Raw genomic sequence first — 22,589 nt, forward strand, 5'->3', positions numbered from 1 at the left:
GAAGGCCGCGATTTCACCAGCATAGGAAATTCGAGCCTGTCATCGACGAGCCGTCATGGCGCCACACGATAGAGACCGAGCGACAGTTTGTCTCCCGACGAATAGTTGAGGCCGTCGATCAGGGCAACGCGGTTCACCGATTTGCCCTGTGCCGCCAGCAGGCCAGTCAGTTTCTGCTCGTCCTCGACCGATGCCAGCGCCAATGCGCATGCCGGATCGGCAGATAGATGCCTGGCGACGCCCTCGACATCGGTCAGCACCGTTTTCGTGCCGACCAGGAACACCAGGCTCGGTTCCTGAAATCGCGACGCGGCCAGCACGGTGGTGTCGCAGGGCTTGTTGGCGCGCACCGCCGCCTCGATGGCCGGGCTCAGCCAGATCGGCTTCAACGACGGCGCGATGATGCCGAACAGCAGCGCATAGGTAATGCCCGCGCAAACCGCGATGGCACCGATGCGGCCGAGCGGCACTTGCAGCTGCCGCGAAAAGCCTAAGTAGCCGGCGCCGAGCGCTGCCGCGGCAGCCGGAATGCTCCACCATGAGAACGTGCCGGTGAGGTAGAGCGGCGCGCCGACGCACACCGCCGCCAGGCCGAGGCTGACCACGGCGAGACCAAACGCAGTCGACCACCACAACCAGTCCTGCCAGCGCCGGAGCGGCGCGTTCGCATCCTGCGGCGACAATGTAAGCAGCCAGCCGATCAGCAATGCCATGCCGGGATAGGCCGGCAGGACATAGTGCGGCAGCTTGGTCGGGATCAGTTCGAACACCAGCCAGAACGGAATGTACCAGGCGAGACAGAAACGCAGCCTCGGATCGTCGCGCAAGCGGTTGAGGGCCTGGAGCCCGGCGCCGACGGCGATCAGGCCGAAGGGCCACATGAACAGCGAATAGGTCAGCATGTAGAAGCCGGGCGGCAGGCCGTGCGATTCCTCACCCGAAGCGACCTTGCCGAGCATATCCTTGCCGACGGCTTGCTGCAGGAAAGCGCCGCCGCTCTTCCAGGTGATGAGCGCAAGCCAGGGCAGCACGATCAGCACGACGAGCGCCAGGCCGCGCCCCACCTTGAGCTTCGACAGCCAGCGTCCGTCACGCTCGAAGGCGAACAGCACGGCGATGGTGAGTGCCGACAGCAGCGGCGCAATCGGGCCCTTGATGAGGATCGCGGCACCCTGCGCGATCCAGAAGATCCACCAGAGATGGCCGCCGACAGGTTGGTTCCGGCGCGACGCCAGATAGATCTGCGCCAGCGCGCCTTGGGCCGCCACGCAACAGGCCAGCAGCATCGCGTCGGTCTTGGCGTCGCGGCCTTCGAAAGCGGTGGCGAAGATCGCCGCCATGACCAGGCCGGCGGCGATGCCGGCATTGGCCCCGAACAGATTCGTGCCGGTCCAGGTGATCGCCAGGACAGCAATGGCAATGCCAAGCGCCGAAACCGTGCGATAAACCCAGATCGGAGCGGCAGCGCCCTCCCCGCTCAGCGCGACGGCCGCCGATTGCAGCCAGTAGATGCCGATCGGCTTCTGGTAGCGCGAGGCATCCTGAAAGCGGATGTCGACATAGTCGCCGGTCTCGGCCATCTGCTTGGTGGCCTGGACGAAGCGCGACTCGTCGCGATCGATCGGCGGCATCGACGCCAGCCCCGAAACCGTCATCACCAGGCTGAACAGGAAGAGAAGGATGTAATTCCTGTTCACCGCCATGTCCCGGCCTCTGCGACGAATTTTGATTGATATGCCACGCTGCTCAATCGATCGCTGTTCAATCGACCTTGCTCATCGCGGTCTTGCGCTCGTTGGCGATCAGCCAGAGATTGCGGATGTAGATGAACAGGCCCATGGACTGGCCGGCGATGAACACCGGATCCTGACGCTGGATGGCATAGATCAGAAGCAGGCCGCCGCCGAACAGGGAAAAGAACCAGAAGGCGACCGGCACCACGCTGCGCTTGGCTTTTTCCGATGCCAGCCACTGCACGACGAAGCGCATGGTGAAGAAGAACTGCGCAACGAAGCCGAGCAGGATCCACGCATCGAACTGCTTGATGAAAACCTGGTGAAGCCAGGTCACCAATTCCTGAAGCACGTTAACCACGGCTGATTTCCTCTACTTTAGGCATTCTGCGGCGCCGGCGGCGCAGCCACCAGACACCGGCGAGATCGAGAACCCCCTGCAGGCCGCGATCGAATATGCCGTAATTCGACTTGCCGTGCCGGCGCGAGCGATCGATGACATCGCAGTGCACGACGCGATAGCCCTCCTGGATGACCAGGGCCGGAACGAAGCGATGGGTGCCGTCGAAGAACGGCAATTTGCGCAGGATATCGGTATGGACCGCCTTCAGGCCGCAGCCGGTGTCGCGCGTCTCGTCATGCAGGATGGCATTTCTCAGCCAGTTGGCGAAACGTGACGCCAGTTGCTTGACCTTGCTGTCACGGCGCTTGAGACGCTGCCCCTGCGCGGCGCCGAAATCGGGGCCGGCCTGCCGAAGCGCATCGATCAGCACCGGAATGTATTGAGGGTCGTTCTGGCCGTCGCCGTCGATCGTGGCGACGATGCTGCCACGCGCCGCCCAGGCGCCAGAGCGCACCGAAAGACTCTGGCCGGCGGATTTCCGGTGGCGCAATTCCCGCACCGGAAACGGGCGAAGTGCTGCCTGCGCTGCGAGCACCGAAGCGGTGTCGTCGGTCGAGCCGTCGTTGACGATGATCAGCTCGAAGTCGCGCCCGGCCATGGTGGCCTCGATCTCGTCGATCAACAGCGGCAGATTTGCCGCCTCGTTCCTGCAAGGAATGACGATGGATATCAATGCGTCCGGCATGTCGCGTCGGGGCTCTGTCGTCGGATATGGCATTTTGTGGATGCCGTGCGGTGCCGCTCGAGGTCGTGGACTGCTAGAACCTTTGGCGCGGCGCCTCATTACGCCAGCCGAAACGATGAAGCAAGCATTGGGCCGATGGTCTCAGACTTCATCCGCGCGGACCGCAAAACCGGATTCCACTTTTGCTGATCGCGGATCTCTGCCTGACGCGCGATCGAACGCAAAACCGGATTCCACTTTTGCTGATCGCGGATCTCTGCCTGACGCGCGATCGAACGCAAAACCGGATTCCACTTTTGCTGATCGCGGATCTCTGCCTGACGCGCGATCAGACGCAAAACCGGATTCCACTTTTGCTGATCGCGCTTGGGTGCTAAACGCGCCCGTTCATGCACGCCACGCCCGGGCCAGATTGGCCGGACGCTTTCGGGAAACACAATATGCCTGCCTTCAAATCCGATTTCCTGCGCACGATGAGCGAGCGCGGTTTCATCCACCAGACTTCGGATGATGCCGGCCTCGACAATCTCTTCGCCACGGAGACGGTGACGGCCTATATCGGCTTCGACGCGACCGCCAAAAGCCTGCATGCCGGTTCGCTGATCCAGATCATGATGCTGCACTGGCTACAGCAGACCGGTCACCGGCCGATCGCGCTGATGGGTGGCGGCACCTCGATGATCGGCGACCCGTCCTTCAAGGACGAGGCGCGCAAGCTGCTGACCCCGCAGGACATCGACGATAACCTCGCCGGCATCCGCCGCAACTTCATGCCGTACCTCAAATTCGGCAGCGGGCCGAACGACGCGGTCATGGTCAACAATGCCGACTGGCTGATGGAGATCAACTACGTCAATTTCCTGCGCGACGTCGGCCGTCACTTTTCGGTCAACCGGATGCTCGCCTTCGATTCCGTCAAGCTGCGGCTCGATCGCGAGCAGTCGCTGTCGTTCCTCGAATTCAACTACATGATCCTGCAGGCCTATGATTTCGTCGAGCTCTACAAGCGCCTCGGCTGCCGCCTGCAGATGGGCGGCTCCGACCAGTGGGGCAACATCATCAACGGCATCGATCTCGGCCGCCGCATGGAGGACGCGCAGCTCTATGCGCTGACCACGACGTTGCTGACCACCTCATCGGGCGCCAAGATGGGCAAGTCGGCGTCGGGCGCGGTCTGGCTCGATGCGGAGATGCTGAGCCCCTACGAGTTCTGGCAGTACTGGCGCAACACCGAGGATGCCGATGTCGGCCGCTTCCTGAAACTCTACACGACGCTGCCGCTGGATGAGGTCGCGCGGCTCGAGCAGCTCGGCGGATCCGAGATCAATGAGGCCAAGAAGGTCCTCGCCACCGAGATCACGGCCTTGCTGCATGGTCGCGCGGTCGCGGAACAAGCCAGCGAGACGGCGCGCAAGACGTTCGAGGAAGGCGCGCTTGCCGAATCGCTGCCGAGCGTCGAGGTGGACAAGGCAGCGCTTGGAGCCGGCGTCGGGGTCCTGTCGCTGCTGGTGACAGCCGGACTGGCGGCGTCGAACGGCGAGGCGCGGCGGCATGTGCAGGGCGGTGCGGTGCGGTTGAACGACCAGCCCGTCAGCGACGAGCGCCGGCTGGTGACGCTTCAGGATTTGAGTCCGGAAAACATCGTAAAGCTTTCACTCGGCAGGAAAAAACACATTTTGGTGCGGCCAGTCTAAGATCGGCCACCGGTATTTCTCACCGGTATTCGAAGATCGACCTGAAGATACCGGGTGCGATCACCGACAGCGGGTTGATATCCAGCACCGGCTTGTTGGCATTGCCCTTGAGCCGATAGGTGACGCCAATCAGGCCGCGGTCGCGGCCATTGCCGAGAAGCGCGCCAACGATGGGCAATTCGCCGAAGATGCGGTTGAGGCCATAGACCGGCATGAACGTACCGGTCATGTCCATGTTGTTGTCCTGGTCGTAGAGGGTGCCCTGGAACGTCGTGCCGATGCGGGGGCCGCGCAGCACGCCATTGGCCAGTTTCACATAGCCGCTGCCCTTGTCGATCTCGGCGTAGCCGCGCTCGAACTTGACCCGCGAGGTGTCCAGGTTGCCCTTGACCGCCTGGTTGAGGCTGCGGCTGTCGCCGGCCGGCGTGGTCGAGACGATGGAAGCCAGTTTCGGCTCATTGACCACGAAGAAGTTGCTGGTATCGACCTTGCCCCTCAGCGATCCGTCGCTCGGCCCCGCCAGCGCCAGGGTAATCGCTCCGCCTTCCATATGCTCATAGATGTTGAGGAACCGAAGGATCGCGCCGGCGTCCGCGGACTGCATGTTGAGTGTGCGCTGGCCAGCACCTGTGGTGTTGCTGATGGTTATCGCGGCGCCCGAACTTGCCGTGGCGCTGACCTTCAGGCCGTTCACCCGCGAACCGGCGGCGCTGTAGTCGAGCTTCAGGTTGGACAATTGCTCGTCGTGGAAACCGGTCAGCTGATCGACATCGGCGCTGACGGAAATAGAGTCGGTACCAGTGGTCTTGGTTGCCGTGTCGACGTCCGAGGTGAACTGCTTGATCAGCGAACGGGCATCCAGCGCGTTGCCTGATATGTCGACCGCATAGCCCTTGCCGGACCGCTTCACCGACACCGCGACATCGTCGCCCCGGTTCAAGGTCACCTTGCTGAACTTTGCGGAAGACAGGGCGCCATTGACCAGCACGATGTCGCCTTCGATGGAGAAGGTTTTCCCGTCGAGATCGAAGTCGGACAGCGTCGTGGTGTCGCCGGACTTGGTCATGACGAATGTGGCTTTGGCGGGAACCCCCGCCCCTTTGCTCCAGCCGGCCCAGGGAATGTCCAGCCTGGCGTTGGTCAAATCGGCCGAGACGTTCTGGTCGCCGCTGCCGCTCTTGTCGATCGCGACCTTCACCGTGCCGCCAAGCAGCGGCGTCAATCCGGGCATTGCGGCGGCACGGATCTTGTCGTCGAGCACCAATGCCACCTTGCGGCTGGGCGGCGGTCCGTCATCCCGGAGTGGCTCGATCAGGTCGAGTTCGGCTGGGATGCCGTTCAGAGATGCCTTGGCGGAGATCACCGCCTTTTCAGGGTCGACGGTGATCGACCCGTCCGCATCGGTCACGGTCTGCCCCTCGAACGGCTTGGCCAATGACATGCCGCTGTAGTCGAGCGACACCAGCCAATCGAGCTTCGAGGAGTCGACGCCGGACTGCAAAGGAATGTCAGCCCTGACATGGCCGGTGACGCTGCCCGACAGATCTTCCGGCAAAAGGCCGACATGGCGCATGGCGTTGATCGGCTCGTAGGAGGCGAGTTCGGCAACGGCGGAGGCGTCGCCCTCGACATCGATGTCGAGCGCGCCGATGACTGGCGGGTGGTTGGCGGCCTTGACCGTCAGCGTGCCATTGCTGGCCGCGACGGTGCGGCCGCTCGGCATGTAGACGGTGCCCGAGGACAGGGAGACGTCGACATCATTGCCGTGGAAACCAACAACGCCGACAGCGTCGCGTATCGGCGGAATGCGGCCGGCCGTGTCAAAACGCGATCCCTCGATCTGGAAGCGGCCGAACACCTCGTCGGCGGACAGCGGCACGCCATTGCCGAGACGGTTCGGGACGACGTGGAACTGGAGGTTGGCGTCGACGACGCGGCCGCCAAACAGATTGGCCAGCACCCACAGCCGGGCGTTGCGTGCCGAAAACCATGGCCAAAGCTGCTTGACGTGAGAAACCTGCATGTTGTGGACGTTGAACGCCAGGTTGATCCCCGGCGCCTTGCCGTCGACGAACTCCACTGCGGCGGTGCCCAGCACCTCGCCGGAGGAGGCGGAGCGAAGCGCTATCTGCTCGGCGACCAGCCTGTGGCTCACCGTGTTGTAGACACCGGCAATCCGGGCGAGGAAGGCGAGCGCTGGCTCGGGCGAGTCCGAAGGCGCTAGCGAGGAACCGTCGCTGGTCAGGTCATAGCGATAGGCCGGTTCCTCGCCGGCCGCTCCGGTTGCCGGCTTCGGCCCGATCGAGCCGGCGAAATCGAATGTCGACCGGCCGGTCTTCAGCAGCAATCTGTCCACCTGGACCTTGTTGCTGCCCGCAACCAGCGTGACGTTGACGTCGACGTCCGCCGGCAGCAGCCCGCGTGTGCCGAGATCGAGGATGGAACCCGTCGATGACAGAGCGGCCGTCAGCCGCGATGCATTCGTGCCGGACCCTTCCGATCCCGTCAGCTTCAGCGCCACCGCACCCAGCTTTCCGGCAGCGGCCGTGGTATCTGCAGCCCCCGTGACAACACTCGCGTCCGCCAGATTGATGCTGGCGTCCAGCGCCGTCACGCGGTGTGCCGCGATATCGCGGGTGGCGGAAGCGGCGATGGTAACCGCTCTGCCGTCGACATTGGCCTGCGACGAAAACTGCATGCCGCCCGGTCCCGACTGCACGACGGCGGCGTCGGTGACTTTGACCCGCTTTATCGTCCCGGTTTCGGGCAGTACGAATTCGACATTGCGAAGATCGATCTGGCGCATCGAATCTTCGCGCACGGCGTCGAGCGCGCTGTGAACGTTGGCGAACACCGCAGCCGTCAGTTTCTCCGGATCGACGAGGCCATCCTGATTGCGCAGGCTTGCTGCCCAGTCACCGCCGGACGGCATCGCCGCCACGACGATGTGCGCATCGGATATCCTGGCGCTGGTCAGCCGCACTTCCCCGCGCAGCAGCGGTATCAGGCGCACGCCGAAGCGCACGCGGCCCGCATCGGCCATCGGCTTGCCGTCGGCGGTCTTCAGGCTGACGTCGCTGACCTGCAACGCAATGAAGCTCGATCCATCAAGGGTGATGCGCGCCGGCCCGACCGAAACATCGACATCGACGCCGGCCAGCTTCTCGATGGCGGTTTCCGCTTCCGCCCGAAGCCGCTCGGAGCCAACGCCGGACGCACCGACCAGATAGACGGCGACTGCCGCCAACAGGACGAGGCAGGCGAAACCGGCGAACACCCTTGCCAGGATGCGAAAGCCCCGTCCGATCCGCGCCTGACCCAGCGGCGGCACGCGGCACGCGGAGGGAAAGGCCCCCAGGTCGGTGATCTCATCCCGCCTGAACCGGATCTTCTCGTGCTGCGGTTGCTCCTGATCCACGCAATTTTCCGTTGTACGAACTCGATCGTGGACGAATCCCCGCTCGACACTATATGGCTGTGGCTTGGCGCGTAACCACAAACAAGGGCATCGGTATGGCTGACCTGGACGTAGGCGATATCGCGCCGCAATTCGACCTGCCGCGGGACGGCGGCGGATCGCTCAGCCTTGCCGCATCCTCCGGCAAGCCCATTGTGCTCTATTTCTATCCGCAGGACGACACAACAAGCTGCACGCAAGAGGCAATCAGCTTTTCGCAGCTGAAGCCGGAATTCGAGAAGGCCGGCGCGGTGGTGATCGGCCTGTCGCCTGATAACGTCAAAAAGCACGACAAGTTCAAATCGAAATACAGCCTCACCATCGACCTCGCCGCCGACGAGGAGCGCAAGGTGATCGAGGCCTACCATCTGTGGGTTGAAAAATCGATGTATGGCCGCAAATACATGGGTGTCGAGCGGGCAACGTTCCTGATCGGCCGCGACGGGCGGATTGCCAGGATCTGGCGCAAGGTCCGGGTCAAGGGCCATGCCGAAGAGGTGCTCGCGGCTGTCCGCGCGCTTTGAGATCTTCGTCGGCACAGCCGACTGCCCGCAACCCCATGCCCGCCTGACGCGCAATCGTTACTGAAAAGTCCGCAGCGCAAAGCTTTGTTAACCTTAATAATGTGTAGTCAAGCTGTCGTGGTGTCGTAAACGAAAGCTTGGTCCCGTGAAGGCAACCGGTCAGTCAGCAGTCTTCGGCAGGCGCAAAGAACCTCACACGATCATCATCGCCCGGGGCAATGAGATCAGGCACTTCACGATCCGTCCCTGGCTCGCGGCCTTCGTCGGCTCGGCGCTGGCGGCCATCGCCATCGGCTACCTGCTGGCCACCTCCTATCTGGTGCTGCGCGACGACCTGATCGGCGCCACCACGGCGCGGCAGGCACGCATGCAGCAGGCCTATGAAGATCGCATTTCGGCGCTTCGCGCCCAGGTCGACCGCATCACCAGCCGCCAATTGCTCGACCAGCAGCTGATGGAAACCAAGGTCAGCGAACTGCTTGAACGCCAGAGCCAGCTCAGCCAGCGTCATGGCCGCCTCGGCCCGCTGCTCGAACGCGCCGAGACCGAAGTCGGAGCGGCGCCTGCCGAGGATCCGGTGGCGGCCGGCAAGCCGGACAAACGCGCCGAGGTGACCGGCAGCATCAAGTCGCCGGCGCAGACCTACGCGGTCGCCAGCCTGGGCGCCGATCTCGGTGCCGGCGACACCCGGCCATTCTCGTTGTGGTCGACCCGGTCCGATCCGCTGCCCAACGATTCAGCCGCCGATCGTGCCGACCGACTGTTCGTGTCGATCAACCAGTCGCTGAAATCCATCGAGAGCGATCAACTGACCCGCATCAGCACGCTCGCCGACAACGCCTACAAGAGCGCTGACGCGATCACGCAGGCACTTGAAGCCGCGGGCCTGCCGGTAGACAGCGATTTCGGCAAGAACGAGAGCGACGTCGGCGGACCGCTGATCCCGCTCGACAGTTCGATGATGTTCGACAGCAAGGTCAAGGAACTGGACGAGGCGCTGGACACGCTCGACCATCTCAAGAAGGAAGCGCGCCAGCTGCCGCTGACCAACCCGGCTCCGGGCCATTCCGTCACCAGCCCGTTCGGCGTGCGCACCGACCCGATCCTCGGCACCGCGGCGCTGCATTCCGGAATGGATTTCAGGGCGCCGATCGGCATGGCCGCAAAGGTCACCGCGCCCGGCGTCGTCACCAAGGCAGGCTGGAACGGTGGCTATGGCCGCATGGTCGAGGTCGACCACGGCAATGGTTTTGCGACGCGCTATGGGCATCTCAGCGAAATCGACGTGACCGTGGGCGAGAAACTTGATGCCGGCGCCGTCATCGGCAAGACCGGTAGCAGCGGCCGCTCGACCGGCCCGCATCTGCACTACGAAGTCCGCCACAATGGCGAAGCCATCGATCCGCTGCGCTTCCTCACGATCGGCAAGAGGGTCGCCCAGTATCTCTGAGCCGCGCAGGCCCTGAGCTGATTGGCCCAATACCTCCGAACTCCTATCTGCCCCGCTTCGCGAGCAACCCGGCGAGCCGAGGCAACGCCATCCATGCCGCCTGACTGCCGGACGATGGTTTCGCGCCCCTGAAATCATCCACTGGTCAAGCCCTCGTTCCGAAGGACCGGATGCACGAATTATTTTTGAATTCCATTTGACTGAATAAATAAGCGGTGCGAAGCTGAGCTCTCCTAAGGGGCGCACGTCATGGCACTGCGGGGGACCAATCAGGAGTTCGGGCGGCCGTACAACCGGCGCATCGTGCTTGAGTCCATCCGCCTGCAGGGGCCAGTAGCTCGCGGCGAGATCGCCAGGCGCGTCGGGCTCACCGTCCAGACCGTGTCGACCATCGTTCGCGAACTCGAAGAGCAGGGCTACATCCTGTCGCTGCGCGAAGAGCCGAAGGGGCGCGGCCTGCCCCCGGCGACCCTGCGCATCAATCCCGAGGGGGGCTATGCCGTCGGTATCCACATCACCCCGTTCGGCATCAGTGCCGCCTTGATCAATCTGAGCGGCGACGTGATCGAGAGCACGTACCGCGAAGCCCCGAACGCGACGCCCGACCACGCCTTCGACCTGATCGGAGCAATGGTGGTTGAATTGACCAGATTGCGGGCTGGAGGGCGGGTCCTCGGGGTCGGCCTCGCCCTGCCCGGCCCGTTCGGCGTCGAGTCCATGAGCTTTGTCGGCCCCACCACGATGACCGGCTGGAAGGACGTGGTGCTGCGCGAGCGGCTGGCGGCTTCGACCGGACTGCCGGCCTTCTTTGAAACCGACATGGCGGCGGCCGCCATGGGCGAGCGCCTCTACGGCCTCGGCGCGCAATTTTCCGAATACTATTATCTTTACTTCGGCGTCGGCCTGGGCGGCGTCATGGTTCATGACGGCAGCGTGTTGCGCGGCGCCTGGGGAAATGCCGGCGAGGTCGGACACATTCCCGTCGTTCCAGGTGGCGAGGCTTGCCCCTGCGGCAACAGCGGTTGTCTCGAAAGGTACCTGTCGCTCGAGGCGCTCCGGCGCTGGAATGGCAGCGAGGCCGATTGGGTGGTGGAAGTCGCCCCGATTTTTCGCAATGCCGTCGCCATCATCGAGAACCTGTTCGACCCTGAAACGATCATCCTCGGCGGGCTTGCATCCACCGACCTGCTCGAACGGCTGGCCGGTTCAACCGAAGGCCTGCACAACTCCGTCTCGGCGCGAAAGGACCGCACGACGCCGCGCCTCATGGTCGCGCGGGGCGGGCAGCATTCGGTGTTGCGCGGTGCCGCCGCCCTTGCGGTTTCCGGGGTGCTGTCGCCGCGCTTCGGCCAGATCTTCACGGCTGAACGCGAACGCGGGCGCGATCTTCTGAAAACCGGAGGAATTGCGGCATGAGCGAACCCCTGCTGTTGCTCGACAACGTCACCAAGAACTATGGCGCGATCGAAGCGCTGAAGGGGATCAGCTTCTCGATCGGCAAGGGCGAGGTCGTGGCGCTGCTGGGCGACAACGGCGCCGGCAAATCGACACTGGTCAAGATCATCGCCGGCGGGCTGGAGCCGACCTCGGGGCGCATGCTGTTCGAGGGCAAGGAGTTCCTTGCCAGGTCGCCGGCAGAGGCCAAGGCGGCGGGCATCGAAACCGTCTACCAGGACCTGTCGTTGTGCACCAATGTCGACGTGGTCGCCAATTTTTTCATGGGCCGCGAGATCACCAGGAAGGTTTTTGGCGTCCCCGTGCTCGATGAGCGCGCGATGGAGGCCGTCGTCGAGAAGGCACTGGCTAGCGCGGGCACGCGCATTCCTTCGCTGCGCACCAATGTCGAGCATCTCTCCGGCGGCCAGCGGCAGGCCATCGAGCTCAACCGGTTCGTGCATTGGGGCGGCAAGCTGGTGCTGCTCGACGAACCGTTCGCCGCCCTCGGCGTCGAGCAGACGCGGCGCGGTCTCGACATGATCCGCCAGGTGGCGAGCCAGGGCATCGGCGTCGTCATCATCACCCACATCATGCAGCAGGCCTTCCAGGTCGCGGACCGGATCGTGGTGATCCGGCAGGGCGTCGTGGCGGGCGATGTCGCACGCAACAAAACAAGTCCCGATGCGGTGATCAACATGATCACCGGAGAGACGCTTGCCGGTGCCGGACCGGCGGGCTGAGGGACAAAAGAGGGGTCCGGCTCAACAGGAGCGAACGACATGAAGCGAATACTTCTTGCTGTCTTCGGTATCCTGGCACTGGCCTTTGCCACGCTCACGCCGGCATTCGCCCAGTCCAAGGGGACCGTCTACTACATGGTGCCGACACTGCTCGACGAGTTCCAGACCGGCTCGGTGAGCGCCCTGGAGCTGTTCCTGAAGCAGGTCGGCTATGAGATGAAGGCGCTGAACGCCGACAACAAGACCGACGCCCAGCAGTCGCAGATGAACGACGTCATTGCGCTGAAGCCGGCGGCGATCATCCTCGCCGCCGTCGATTTCAATGCCCTGAAACCGTCGATCGAAGCCGCACGCGCCGCCGGCATTCCGGTGGTCGAGTTCGACCGCCAGATCACGTCGACGCCCTCCGACTTCACCTCGGTCGCAGGAACGGTCGAGATCGGCTACGTCGCCGCGGACCAGGCCGAGAAGCTGCTCAAAGCCAAGAACGGCGCGGTGAAGGGCAAGGTCCTGCAGGTGCTTGGCGACCCTGGCGATCCCTATACGCTCGACATCCAGAAGGGCTTTGAGGAGAAGCTGAAGGCGTTTCCCGACGTCAAGATCATCTCGCTTCCAGCCATGCAATGGGAAGCCAGCAATGCCGGCACCATCGTCGCCGACCAGATGCTTGCCAACCCGGACATCGACCTGATCTTCAGCCATGCCGCTCACCTGTCGGTCGCTGCCGTCGCCTCGCTCGAGGCCGCCGGCAAGAAGCCGGGCGACGTCATGCTGATGAGCTCGAACGGCGCTCCGGTCGGCCTCGACCTGATCCGCAAGGGCTGGCTCAATGTCGAAGTCGAGCAGCCGCTCTACGCACAGGCGGCGGCTGTTGCCATGTTCATGGACAAGATCGTCAAGAAGGAAGAGATCAAGCCCGGCGAATACGACGTGCTCGGCTTGAAATCGACCGTGACCAAGGAAGCCTGGGGCCCGAACATCAAGATCCCCGGCGCCGCCATCACCAAGGAAAATGTCGACAACCCTGCCTTCTGGGGCAATCAGAAGCCGTCGACGGAGGCCATCAAGTCCGTCGAATAGGCCCGTCGCATGAAACGCTCCGGGCCATCTCGGCCCGGGGCCAATCCTCTGCAATTCCAATCGCGCATGATCCCTTGCGGAAATCGAATTGATTTCAGGGGGATGCGCCAGCCGGATCAGCCCATGAACCCCCGCACGCGCCACGCCCTGGAGTTCGTCCTCGACAACCTCGTCTGGTTCATGCTGCTGTTCGTGCTGGTGGTGTTCTCCATCTTCATCCCGAACTATTTCCAGCTCGGCATCTTCGCCAACATCATCGAGGCGTCGAGCGTGCTCGGCGTCATGTCGATCGGCCTGGCGCTGGTCATCATCGCCGGCCACATGGACCTGTCGGTCGAATCCGTCGCAGCGCTCAGCGCCATGGCGGTCGGAATCCTGTTCTGCTCGTCGGGCATAGGCCTTGGCGTGCAACTGCATCCGGAATGGCTGATGGTTCCGGTCTCGCTGCTGCTGGCGGTTGCCGTCGGCGGCCTCATCGGCGCCTGCAACGGCTATCTGGTGGTGCGGGTGAAGATGAGCGCCTTCATCATCACGCTGGCGTCCTACATCTGGGTGCGCGGCCTGGTGCTGGTGATTTCGGGCGGCCGTTCGGCGCAGGATCTTGCGCCAGCCATCCGCTGGTTCGGCATCCAGCGCCTCGTCGGCCTGCCGCTCACCGCCTGGATCGCGATTGCCTGTTTCGTCATTTTCTCGCTGATCATGGCCAAGACACCGTTCGGCCGGCATCTGGTGATGATCGGCGGTAACGAGACGGCGACCTTCCGCGCCGGCATCCGGGTGAACCGCAACCTGATCATCGCCTTCGTGCTGGCCGGCGCCATTGCCGGCCTTGCCGGCTGGCTGCTGGCGATCCGCACCTCGGGCGCCACCGCCAATCTCGGTGTCGGCCTTTTGTTCAACGCCTTCGCCGCCGTCGTCATCGGCGGCGTCAGCCTGAAAGGCGGTGTCGGCACCCTGCCCGGCGTCTATGCCGGCGTGCTGCTGCTCTCAGCCATCAACACGGCGATCAACCTGATGGGCCTGCCAGCCAACTTCACCCAGGTGATCCATGGCCTGCTGGTGCTGGCCGCCGTGCTGCTCGACGCTTTCAAGCAAACCATTCGTCAAAAACTGGCATGACAGGACGGCTCGCATGACCGCACGACTAGAAGGCAAGGTGGCGCTGATCGTCGGCAGCGCCCGTGGCATCGGCAAGGGCATCGCGCTGCGTTTTGCCGAAGAAGGCGCAAAGCTGGTGCTCGCCGATACCGAGCTCGAAGCCGGGCAAGCGACGGCGGCCGAACTGGGCGTCCCCTTCGTCCGCACCGACATTTCGTTGATGACCGAGGCCGAGGCCGCGGTGGCGTTGGCGCTCGAACACCATGGCCGCCTCGACATCGTCGTGCAGAATGCCGGCATCTATCCCTGGCAGCTGATCGAGAACACCAGCGCGGACGACTGGGACCGCGTCATGGCGGTCAATCTGCGCGGCACCTTCAATGCCACCCGCGCCGCCCTGGTGCCGATGAAGGCGCAGCACTACGGGCGCATGCTGTACACCTCCTCCATTACCGGCCCGCATGTGACCAGCCCCGGCCACGGCCACTATTCAGCCAGCAAGGCCGGCATCAACGGCTTCATCCGTGCCGCGGCACTCGAATTCTCCGGCTACGGCATCACCGTCAACGGCGTCGAGCCCGGCAACATCCTCACCGAGGCGATCGAGCTGCATCGCGGCGCGGCCTACATCAAGAACATGGAGGACTCCATCCCGCTCGGCCGGCTTGGCAGCCCGCGCGACGTCGCCAATGCCTTCCTGTTCCTCGCCTCCGACGATGCCAGCTACATCACCGGAACGACCATTGTTGTCGATGGCGGACAATTGCTGCCCGAGGGCAACGACTTCCGGCTCCTGCCGCCTTGATCGCTGCGCCCCGCGGCGCTCCGAAGCCGTAATGCTTTCCTGGGAAAACTTGGCCGCTGTCCAACAATACTGTTGAACTCGAATTGCGAGGCACTTCGCTGGCGCCGAACAGGATGACCCTACGTCTTTATATCAGATGACTCTAATGCAACCGTAGGATACAGTTTCCGTTGGGGAAATGCCAAACAACGGGAGGACCAAATGGCTGTCATCAACGGAACTGTCGGCAACGATATCAATCCCGGCGTTCAGGACCTGGTCGGCAACGACACCATCAACGCATTGGCCGGTGACGACTTAATTTTCATGGCGATTGGCGGCAATGACCAGGTGAATGGAGGGGACGGGGAGGATGACATTGTCTACGAGGCTTACACAAATGGCCTGACCATCAACATGCAGACTGGTGTCGTCACCGACGGCTTGGGCAACACCGACACGCTCAACAGTGTCGAGGCGGTGAACGCCAGCTACTTCGCAGACAACATCACGATGCGAAATGACGGCTTTTGGGCGTATGCCCGGGCGGGTAACGACATCATCCATCTGGGATCAAACGGCGGTATGATACTGCCGGGAAGCGGCACCGACACCATCATTGGCGGCGCCGGCAACGATTTGGTCTCCTACAGGGACGACGGTTTTGACTATGGAAATGACGTCGATGGCGGCGGCATCATCACCCATGGTGCCACGATCAATTTGACGACCGGCGTTGTAATTGACGGCTGGGGCTTCACGGATACCCTGACCAGCATCGAGTATGCTGAAGGCACCCAGTTCGCCGACATCATCACCGGCACAAGCGGCAGCAACTATCTTGCCGGCGACGAGGGCAATGACACGCTGGACGGCAAGGAAGGTGCCGACACCATGCAAGGCGGGGCAGGCGACGACACCTACTTCGTCGACAATGCCGGCGATATCGTCGATGAGAGCACGGCCGGCGCCAACGGCACCGATATCGTCAATGGCTATATCTCGATCAACCTCAGCGATGGCAACCACTTCAAGGGCAATATCGAGAACGTCGCACTGCGCAGTTCGGCTTCGATCAACGCCACAGGCAACAGCCTGGCCAATGCGCTGACCGGCAATTCGGGTGTCAACATCCTGATTGGCCTTGGCGGCAACGACACGCTGGACGGCAAGGAAGGTGCCGACACGATGCAGGGCGGCATCGGCAACGACACCTACTATGTCGACAATGCCGGCGATCTCGTCGACGAGAGCACCGCCGGCGCCGACGGCACCGATGTCGTCAATGGCTATATCTCGATCAACCTTGGCGATGGCAACCACTTCAAGGGCAATATCGAGAACGTCGCGCTGCGCAGTGGGGCCTCGATCAACGCCACAGGCAATAGCCTGGCAAACATCATCACCGGCAACAGTGGCAACAACATCATCAACGGAATGGGCGGCGCTGATACGATGAGTGGCAGCACCGGCAACGACACCTACTATGTCGACAATGCCGGCGATCACGTGATCGAGGCCAGTGGTCAGGGCACTGACACGGTCAACAGCGCGATTTCCTTCGATCTCTCAGGCCAGGACCTGGAAAACCTGACGCTGATCACCGCGGCAAACATCAACGGAACTGGCAATGCCCTCGCCAACGTTCTCAATGGCAACGCTGGCGTCAACACGCTGATCGGCCTTGAAGGCAACGACACACTGGATGGCAAGGGTGGTGCCGACACGATGCAGGGCGGCATCGGCAACGACACCTACTATGTCGACAATGCCGGCGATCTCGTCGACGAGAGCACCGCCGGCGCCAACGGCACCGATGTCGTCAATGGCTATGTCTCGATCAACCTTGGCGATGGCAACCACTTCAAGGGCAATATCGAGAACGTCGCGCTGCGCGGTGGTGCCTCGATCAACGCCACAGGCAATAGCCTGGCAAACAGCATCACCGGCAACAGTGGCAACAACATCATCAACGGAATGGGCGGCGCCGATACGATGAGTGGCAGCACCGGCAACGACACCTACTATGTCGACAATGCCGGCGATCACGTGATCGAGGCCAGTGGTCAGGGCACTGACACGGTCAACAGCGCGATTTCCTTCAATCTCTCAGGCCAGGACCTGGAAAACCTGACGCTGACTGGATCGGCGAACATCGACGGCACCGGCAATTCCCTTGCCAACATCATCACTGGCAACAGTGGTGTAAATACACTTTTGGGCCTCGGCGGCAACGACATCTTCAGAGGAGGCCTCGGCAACGATGTTATGGATGGTGGAGATGGTGTCGACACGGCCGACTACAGCAATCAAACCTCAGCTGTTGCTGTAAGTCTAACCAAGTTCGTTGACGCTCAAGTCACGATCGGCGGGATCGCGGAAGATACTATTCGCAACATCGAGAACGTCACCGGCGGCAGTGGTGGCGACACATTGAACGGCGATGGTTTCGCCAACATTCTCATCGGTGGAGGCGGCAACGATACAATAAGCGGCAAGGACGGGAACGACACGCTCATTGGCGGAGACGGAAATGATATCATCAACGGCAACTCAGGCGACGACAGGCTGATCGGTGGACGTGGAAATGACACGATCAATGGCAATTCCGGCCTTGACACGGTCGACTACAGTACCGACGTCAGCAGCGGCGCCATACATGGTATCCTCGTCAATCTCTGGGGAGTCGGCTCGCAATTGGGGTTGGCAGCCGATACCGCAACGGATTCGTTTGGGAATACGGATACCGTAGCCACCATCCGAAATGTCACCGGTACGCAGTTTGCGGATCAGATATATGGCGGCGAGCATGACAACACCCTGACTGCCGGCGCGGGCAACGACATCCTCGACGGCCACCTGGGCAACGATACACTGATCGGCGGAACTGGCAGCGACATTTTCCATTTCCATACAGCGCTCGACGCCTTGACCAATGTCGATACCATCACCGACTTCTCGGTCGCCGACGACACCATCCAGGTCGACAATGCGATCTTTGCAGCGCTTGGCGGCAATGGCACGCTGACGGCGGACCAGTTCGTCAAGAACACCACCGGCCTTGCCGCAGACGGCAACGATCACATCATCTACGAGACCGACACCGGCTGGCTCACCTATGACAGCAACGGCAGTGCGGCTGGCGGCTCAATCCATTTCGCCACGGTGGCCGCCAACCTCGCGCTCACCAACGCCGATTTCGTCGTAGTGTGAGGAGGCAACGAAAACAGCCCGCCACATGGGGCCCGTCACACCAGGACTGTGTGACGGGCTCCCGTTCCCAGCAGGGGTGGTGCGGTTGCTGGCTCCAGAGCAGTTCACCGTTTCACGGAAACGGCGAACCGCTCTAACTCTTTGTTTTGACGCAATTCCCTAAGGGAAAGCGCTACGCGCTTTTCCCGGGAAAACCGTTTCACACTTTTCCTGGAATTGCTTTAGGAGAAAGCGTCGGCGCCTCACGCTTTCATTGAAGAAATCTGGTGTGCGATGACGGTCGACCCGCTCCTGTTCCTCGCCTCCGACGCTGCCAGCTACATCACCGGCATTGTCGTCGATGGCGGCCAACTGCTGCCCGAGGGCAACGACTTCCGGCTCCTGCCGCTGTGATCGCTGCGCCCTGCGGCGCTCCGAAGCCGTAAAGCTTCCTCGAAAAACTTCGCGGTTGTCCAACAATACTGTTGAACTCGAATTGCGAGGCACTTCGCTGGCGTTGAACAAGGTGACCCTACGTTCTTTGCATGAGATGACTCTAATGCAACCTTCGGATACAGTTGCCCTTGGGGAATACCATACAGCGGGAGGATCAAATGGCAGTCATCAATGGAACCGTCGGCAACGATATCAATCCCGACATTCAAGACCTGATCGGCAACGACACAATCAACGCATTGGCCGGTGACGACTACATTCGCATGGCGATTGGCGGCAATGACCAGGTGAATGGAGGGGACGGCATCGACGTCGTTTTTTACGAGACTTACTCAAACGGCCTGACCATCAACATGCAGACTGGTGTCGTCACCGACGGCCTCGGCAACACCGACACGCTCAACAGTGTCGAGTCGGTGAACGCCAGCCACTTCGCAGACAACATAACGATGCGAAATGACGGCTTTTGGGTGTTTGCCCGGGCGGGCAACGACATCATCCATCTGGGATCAAACGGCGGCACGGTGTTCGCGGGAAGCGGCGCCGACACCATCATTGGCGGCGCCGGCGAGGATATGGTTTCCTACAGGGACGACAGCCTTGACTATGGAATCGACGTCGACGGCGGCGGCATCATCACACATGGTGCCACGATCAATTTGGCGACCGGCGTTGTAACTGACGGCTGGGGCTTCACGGATACGCTGACCGGCATCGAGGATGCCGAAGGCACCCAGTTCGCCGACACCATCACCGGCACAACCGGCAGCAACTATCTCGCGGGTGACAACGGCGCCGATATTATCAATGGCGGCGTGTCGGCGACCGTGGACGATTTCGATTTCTTGAGCGGCGGCAACGGCAACGACACCTTGACGGCGGTTGCCGCTACGGTGTCGGGGGACCAGGGCAATGACAGGATCATTGCACAGGCCTCCGGAAACACGGACATCGACTATGTCGAACTCCTCTATGCGGGCGCGACGACTGCCATCGTGGCCAACCTCACGGCACAGGCTCGGGCTGGCCTTGCGGCCGGATCGAATGCCATCGGTTTTGCCATCGCAGATGGGCAAGGTGGTGTCGATCGCGTATCGGGCATTCACGCCATCGACGACACCGCCTTTGGCGACACGTTCGTCGTCGACGCCTCCTTTACCAACACATTCGGCGGCTACATGGATTTCTATCTCAGCGCCGGGAACGATGTCGTAAGGTTCCTGGCCGGCACGGAGGGAGGCCGGGTCAACTACAACGGGGCTGGCGGCGCGGTTCTGGTCGACCTGCAGGGCGGCTTTGCCCACGACATGGACGAGAGCAACCTCTTCATCGGCTACGACACGTTGGTCGGCGTGAACAACGCGCGTGGAACCGCTTTCAACGACGGGCTTTATGGCAACGCGGCTGACAATCAGTTGCGTGGCCGTGGCGGCAACGATGTTCTGATGGGCCACGACGGCAACGACACGCTCTGGGGCGATGAGCGTGATGGTTCAAGCGACCTGAGTTACGGCAATGACTCAGTTTACGGCGAAGGCGGAAACGACACGTTGAATGGCGGCCGGGGAGCCGATCTTCTGGATGGTGGCACAGGCGCCGACATCATGCGTGGAGGTGGCGAAAACGACACCTACTATGTCGACAATGCAGGCGATCAGGTCATCGAGCTCAACGGCCAGGGCATCGACAATGTCCAGGCCTATGTCAGCTTCAACCTCTCCGGACAGGAGCTGGAGAACCTTGCGCTGCGCAGCGGGGCTTCCATCAATGGCACCGGCAATTCGATTGCCAACACCATCACCGGCAATTCGGGCAACAACATCATCGACGGCCTCGGCGGCGCCGATACGATGAGCGGCAGCACCGGCAACGACACCTACTACGTCGACAATGCCGGTGATAAGGTGATCGAGCTCAACGGCCAGGGCACCGACAATGTGCAGGCCTATGTCAGCTTCAATCTTTCCGGTCAGGAACTGGAGAACCTGGCGCTGCGAAGCACCGGCAACATCAACGGCACCGGCAATTCGATCGCCAATGTCATCACCGGCAATTCGGGCGCCAATGTCATCAACGGCCTGCTCGGCAACGACACGCTGTCCGGCAGCACCGGCAACGACACCTTTGTCTTCACCACGACGCTCAATGCCTCGACCAATGTCGACCGCATCACCGACTTCTCGGTCGCCGAGGACACCATCCAGGTCGATAACGCCATTTTCGCGGCGCTTGGCGGCAACGGCACGCTGACAGCGGACCAGTTCGTCAAGAACACAACTGGCCTTGCCGCCGACGGCACCGATCACATCATCTACGAGACCGACACCGGCTGGCTCTATTATGACAGCAATGGCAGTGCCGCTGGCGGCTCCACCCATTTCGCCACGCTGGCCGCCAATTTGGCGCTGACCAACGCCGATTTCGTCGTGGTGTGAGTAAAACAAAAATAGGCCGCCCCGGCGTGAGCCGGGGCGGCGACGGGTTTCCCGGCAGAAAAACCTGAAGCGTAATCATCGTCATTGCGTTTGATCGTGGCGGGAATGGCGAGCTATTCCCGGCTTTCAGGCCAGCCGATCAACAGAGCGAAAACGTTCGATACGGACGGACGGCAGGGGCCCCTTGCCGGCACGAAATATTGTCAGAAAACTTTCGGCGACATCGGCCAGATACAGAGCGCACTTAGACCGCATCGCACTAGATACCAAAATAACTTTTAAAGTGACGCCCATCATGGATGCCACGCCAGTGCTTTGGAGAACACATGTCTGTCCTCAACATCGCCACAACACATGATTACGCCCCAGACAATCTTGTCAATATTACTGCTATCAATTTCACTGGGCCGGGATTTGCTGCGGCAATTTTCAGTGCCAGCCAATTTGGTCCGGGAAAAATCTCAAATTCGGTCGCCATTAACGGCAGCAGCAATGGTGACGAGTTCGATGTACGCCTGATCGCTGGAGGCAGTTTTTCGGCGCAGGCATGGACCTTCAGTGGCTGGAGTCCTCCAAGCGATATGATTAATTTCCTGGGCACCAGCGGCGCGGACACCGTCACCGGTTCGAGCATGATGGATACCTTCTATACCCGTGGTGGCGTCGACATCATCCATGGCGGCTTCGGCGACGACTTCTTCTTGTTTCAGCCAACAGATGCAGCCCGCGCTGGTTCGACCTTTGACGGTGGAGCAGGTAACGACACCATTGATGTCAATGGGGGAGCCGGGAGCGCCTACGATTTCTCCACCTCGACTATCACTGAGATGGAAATATTGCGTTCGATAAGCTTCGATTTTACGGCCATTTTTGGTTCGCAGCAAATCGGCGCGGGCCATATCAATCGGGTTGTCGGCAACTCAGCGAACACCCAGGTGCTGAGTGTCAACGGAACAAATATCGATCTTTCAGGCGTGACGTTCGACAATTGGGGCGGCGCTCACCAGACTATCAACGTAAATGGCACCGCGGGCAGCGACCACCTGATTGGTTCGGGCCAAAATGATCTGCTTGACGGGGGCATCGGGTCCGATTTCATGGCAGGTGGTGCAGGCAGCGACATCTATTATTTCGATGATGCCGGCGACATCGTCAGTGAAAGCACCGCCGGCGCCAACGGCACCGATACCGTCAACGGCTATATCTCGATCAACCTCGGCGATGGCAACCACTTCACGGGCAACATCGAGAACGTCGCACTGCGCAGCGCGGCCTCCATCGACGCCACCGGCAACAGCCTGGCCAACATGCTGACCGGCAATTCCGGCGACAATTTGCTGGACGGCAAAGGCGGCGCCGACACGATGAGCGGAGCGCAGGGCGACGACACCTACTTCGTCGACAATGCCGGCGATATCGTC

The 22,589-nt window shown here is 61.8% G+C and carries 16 protein-coding genes and 1 pseudogene; 12 read left to right on the forward strand and 5 right to left on the reverse strand.

Annotation, left to right across the window (positions count from 1 at the left end; all coding sequences use genetic code 11):
* Nucleotides 1–53: 53 nt before the first annotated feature.
* From AC1DYW_RS29915 to AC1DYW_RS29930, 4 genes are all read right to left on the reverse strand, one after another.
* Nucleotides 54–1,703: an ArnT family glycosyltransferase gene (locus tag AC1DYW_RS29915; RefSeq protein WP_477228589.1), complete on the reverse strand. Its 1,650-nt coding sequence runs from the start codon at nt 1,701–1,703 to the stop codon at nt 54–56.
* Between the two features lie 58 nt (nt 1,704–1,761).
* A complete protein-coding gene (locus AC1DYW_RS29920) occupies nt 1,762–2,094 on the reverse strand; it encodes a lipid-A-disaccharide synthase N-terminal domain-containing protein (protein ID WP_095085369.1) in 333 nt (110 codons plus the stop codon).
* The gene (locus AC1DYW_RS29925) at nt 2,087–2,821 is read right to left on the reverse strand and encodes a glycosyltransferase family 2 protein (RefSeq protein ID WP_477228590.1); all 735 of its coding nucleotides are present in this window, start codon (nt 2,819–2,821) and stop codon (nt 2,087–2,089) included. The genes AC1DYW_RS29920 and AC1DYW_RS29925 overlap by 8 nt, the downstream gene beginning before the upstream one ends.
* Before the next feature lie 98 nt (nt 2,822–2,919).
* The gene (locus tag AC1DYW_RS29930; protein WP_477228591.1) at nt 2,920–3,216 is read right to left on the reverse strand and encodes a hypothetical protein; all 297 of its coding nucleotides are present in this window, start codon (nt 3,214–3,216) and stop codon (nt 2,920–2,922) included.
* 45 nt (nt 3,217–3,261) lie between these two features.
* On the opposite strand from AC1DYW_RS29930, the gene tyrS reads away from it, so the two are divergent.
* Nucleotides 3,262–4,515, forward strand: coding sequence for a tyrosine--tRNA ligase (tyrS, locus tag AC1DYW_RS29935; RefSeq protein WP_477228592.1), 1,254 nt, complete (start codon nt 3,262–3,264; stop codon nt 4,513–4,515).
* Between the two features lie 19 nt (nt 4,516–4,534).
* On the opposite strand, the gene AC1DYW_RS29940 is transcribed toward tyrS, so the two are convergent.
* On the reverse strand, nt 4,535–7,933 hold the full coding sequence (locus AC1DYW_RS29940; protein WP_477228593.1) for a hypothetical protein: 3,399 nt from the start codon (nt 7,931–7,933) through the stop codon (nt 4,535–4,537).
* Between the two features lie 95 nt (nt 7,934–8,028).
* Between AC1DYW_RS29940 and AC1DYW_RS29945 the strand changes: the two genes are divergently transcribed.
* The 11 genes and pseudogenes from AC1DYW_RS29945 to AC1DYW_RS29995 form a co-directional block, all read left to right on the forward strand.
* Nucleotides 8,029–8,496 carry a peroxiredoxin gene (locus AC1DYW_RS29945; protein WP_095085361.1) on the forward strand — a complete coding sequence of 156 codons (468 nt, stop codon included), beginning with the start codon at nt 8,029–8,031 and terminating at the stop codon, nt 8,494–8,496.
* 145 nt (nt 8,497–8,641) lie between these two features.
* Entirely contained in the window at nt 8,642–9,946 is a 1,305-nt protein-coding gene (locus tag AC1DYW_RS29950) for a M23 family metallopeptidase (protein WP_477228594.1), read from the forward strand.
* Nucleotides 9,947–10,195: 249 nt separating this feature from the next.
* Nucleotides 10,196–11,362, forward strand: a complete 1,167-nt coding sequence (locus tag AC1DYW_RS29955) for an ROK family transcriptional regulator (RefSeq protein WP_477228595.1) — start codon at nt 10,196–10,198, stop codon at nt 11,360–11,362.
* Nucleotides 11,359–12,123, forward strand: a complete 765-nt coding sequence (locus tag AC1DYW_RS29960; protein ID WP_477228596.1) for an ATP-binding cassette domain-containing protein — start codon at nt 11,359–11,361, stop codon at nt 12,121–12,123. Before AC1DYW_RS29955 ends, AC1DYW_RS29960 begins: the two co-directional genes overlap by 4 nt.
* Nucleotides 12,124–12,162: 39 nt before the next feature.
* Nucleotides 12,163–13,203 carry a sugar ABC transporter substrate-binding protein gene (locus AC1DYW_RS29965; RefSeq protein WP_477228597.1) on the forward strand — a complete coding sequence of 347 codons (1,041 nt, stop codon included), beginning with the start codon at nt 12,163–12,165 and terminating at the stop codon, nt 13,201–13,203.
* 123 nt (nt 13,204–13,326) lie between these two features.
* Complete coding sequence (locus AC1DYW_RS29970; protein WP_457150898.1) at nt 13,327–14,322, forward strand: ABC transporter permease; 996 nt, start codon at nt 13,327–13,329, stop codon at nt 14,320–14,322.
* 13 nt (nt 14,323–14,335) lie between these two features.
* Entirely contained in the window at nt 14,336–15,106 is a 771-nt protein-coding gene (locus tag AC1DYW_RS29975; protein WP_477228598.1) for an SDR family oxidoreductase, read from the forward strand.
* A gap of 201 nt (nt 15,107–15,307) precedes the next feature.
* Nucleotides 15,308–18,298 (forward strand): beta strand repeat-containing protein, encoded by a 2,991-nt coding sequence (locus AC1DYW_RS29980; RefSeq protein WP_477228599.1) that lies wholly within the window; start codon nt 15,308–15,310, stop codon nt 18,296–18,298.
* Between the two features lie 291 nt (nt 18,299–18,589).
* Nucleotides 18,590–18,691, forward strand: a pseudogene (locus AC1DYW_RS29985) (3-oxoacyl-[acyl-carrier-protein] reductase); the annotation flags it as partial.
* Between the two features lie 200 nt (nt 18,692–18,891).
* Nucleotides 18,892–21,168, forward strand: a complete 2,277-nt coding sequence (locus AC1DYW_RS29990; RefSeq protein WP_477228600.1) for a beta strand repeat-containing protein — start codon at nt 18,892–18,894, stop codon at nt 21,166–21,168.
* Between the two features lie 326 nt (nt 21,169–21,494).
* A partial coding sequence (locus AC1DYW_RS29995) for a calcium-binding protein (RefSeq protein WP_477228601.1) occupies nt 21,495–22,589 on the forward strand: 1,095 nt, incomplete at its 3' end.

The sequence above is a fragment of the Mesorhizobium sp. P2_D5 genome, assembly GCF_056404355.1.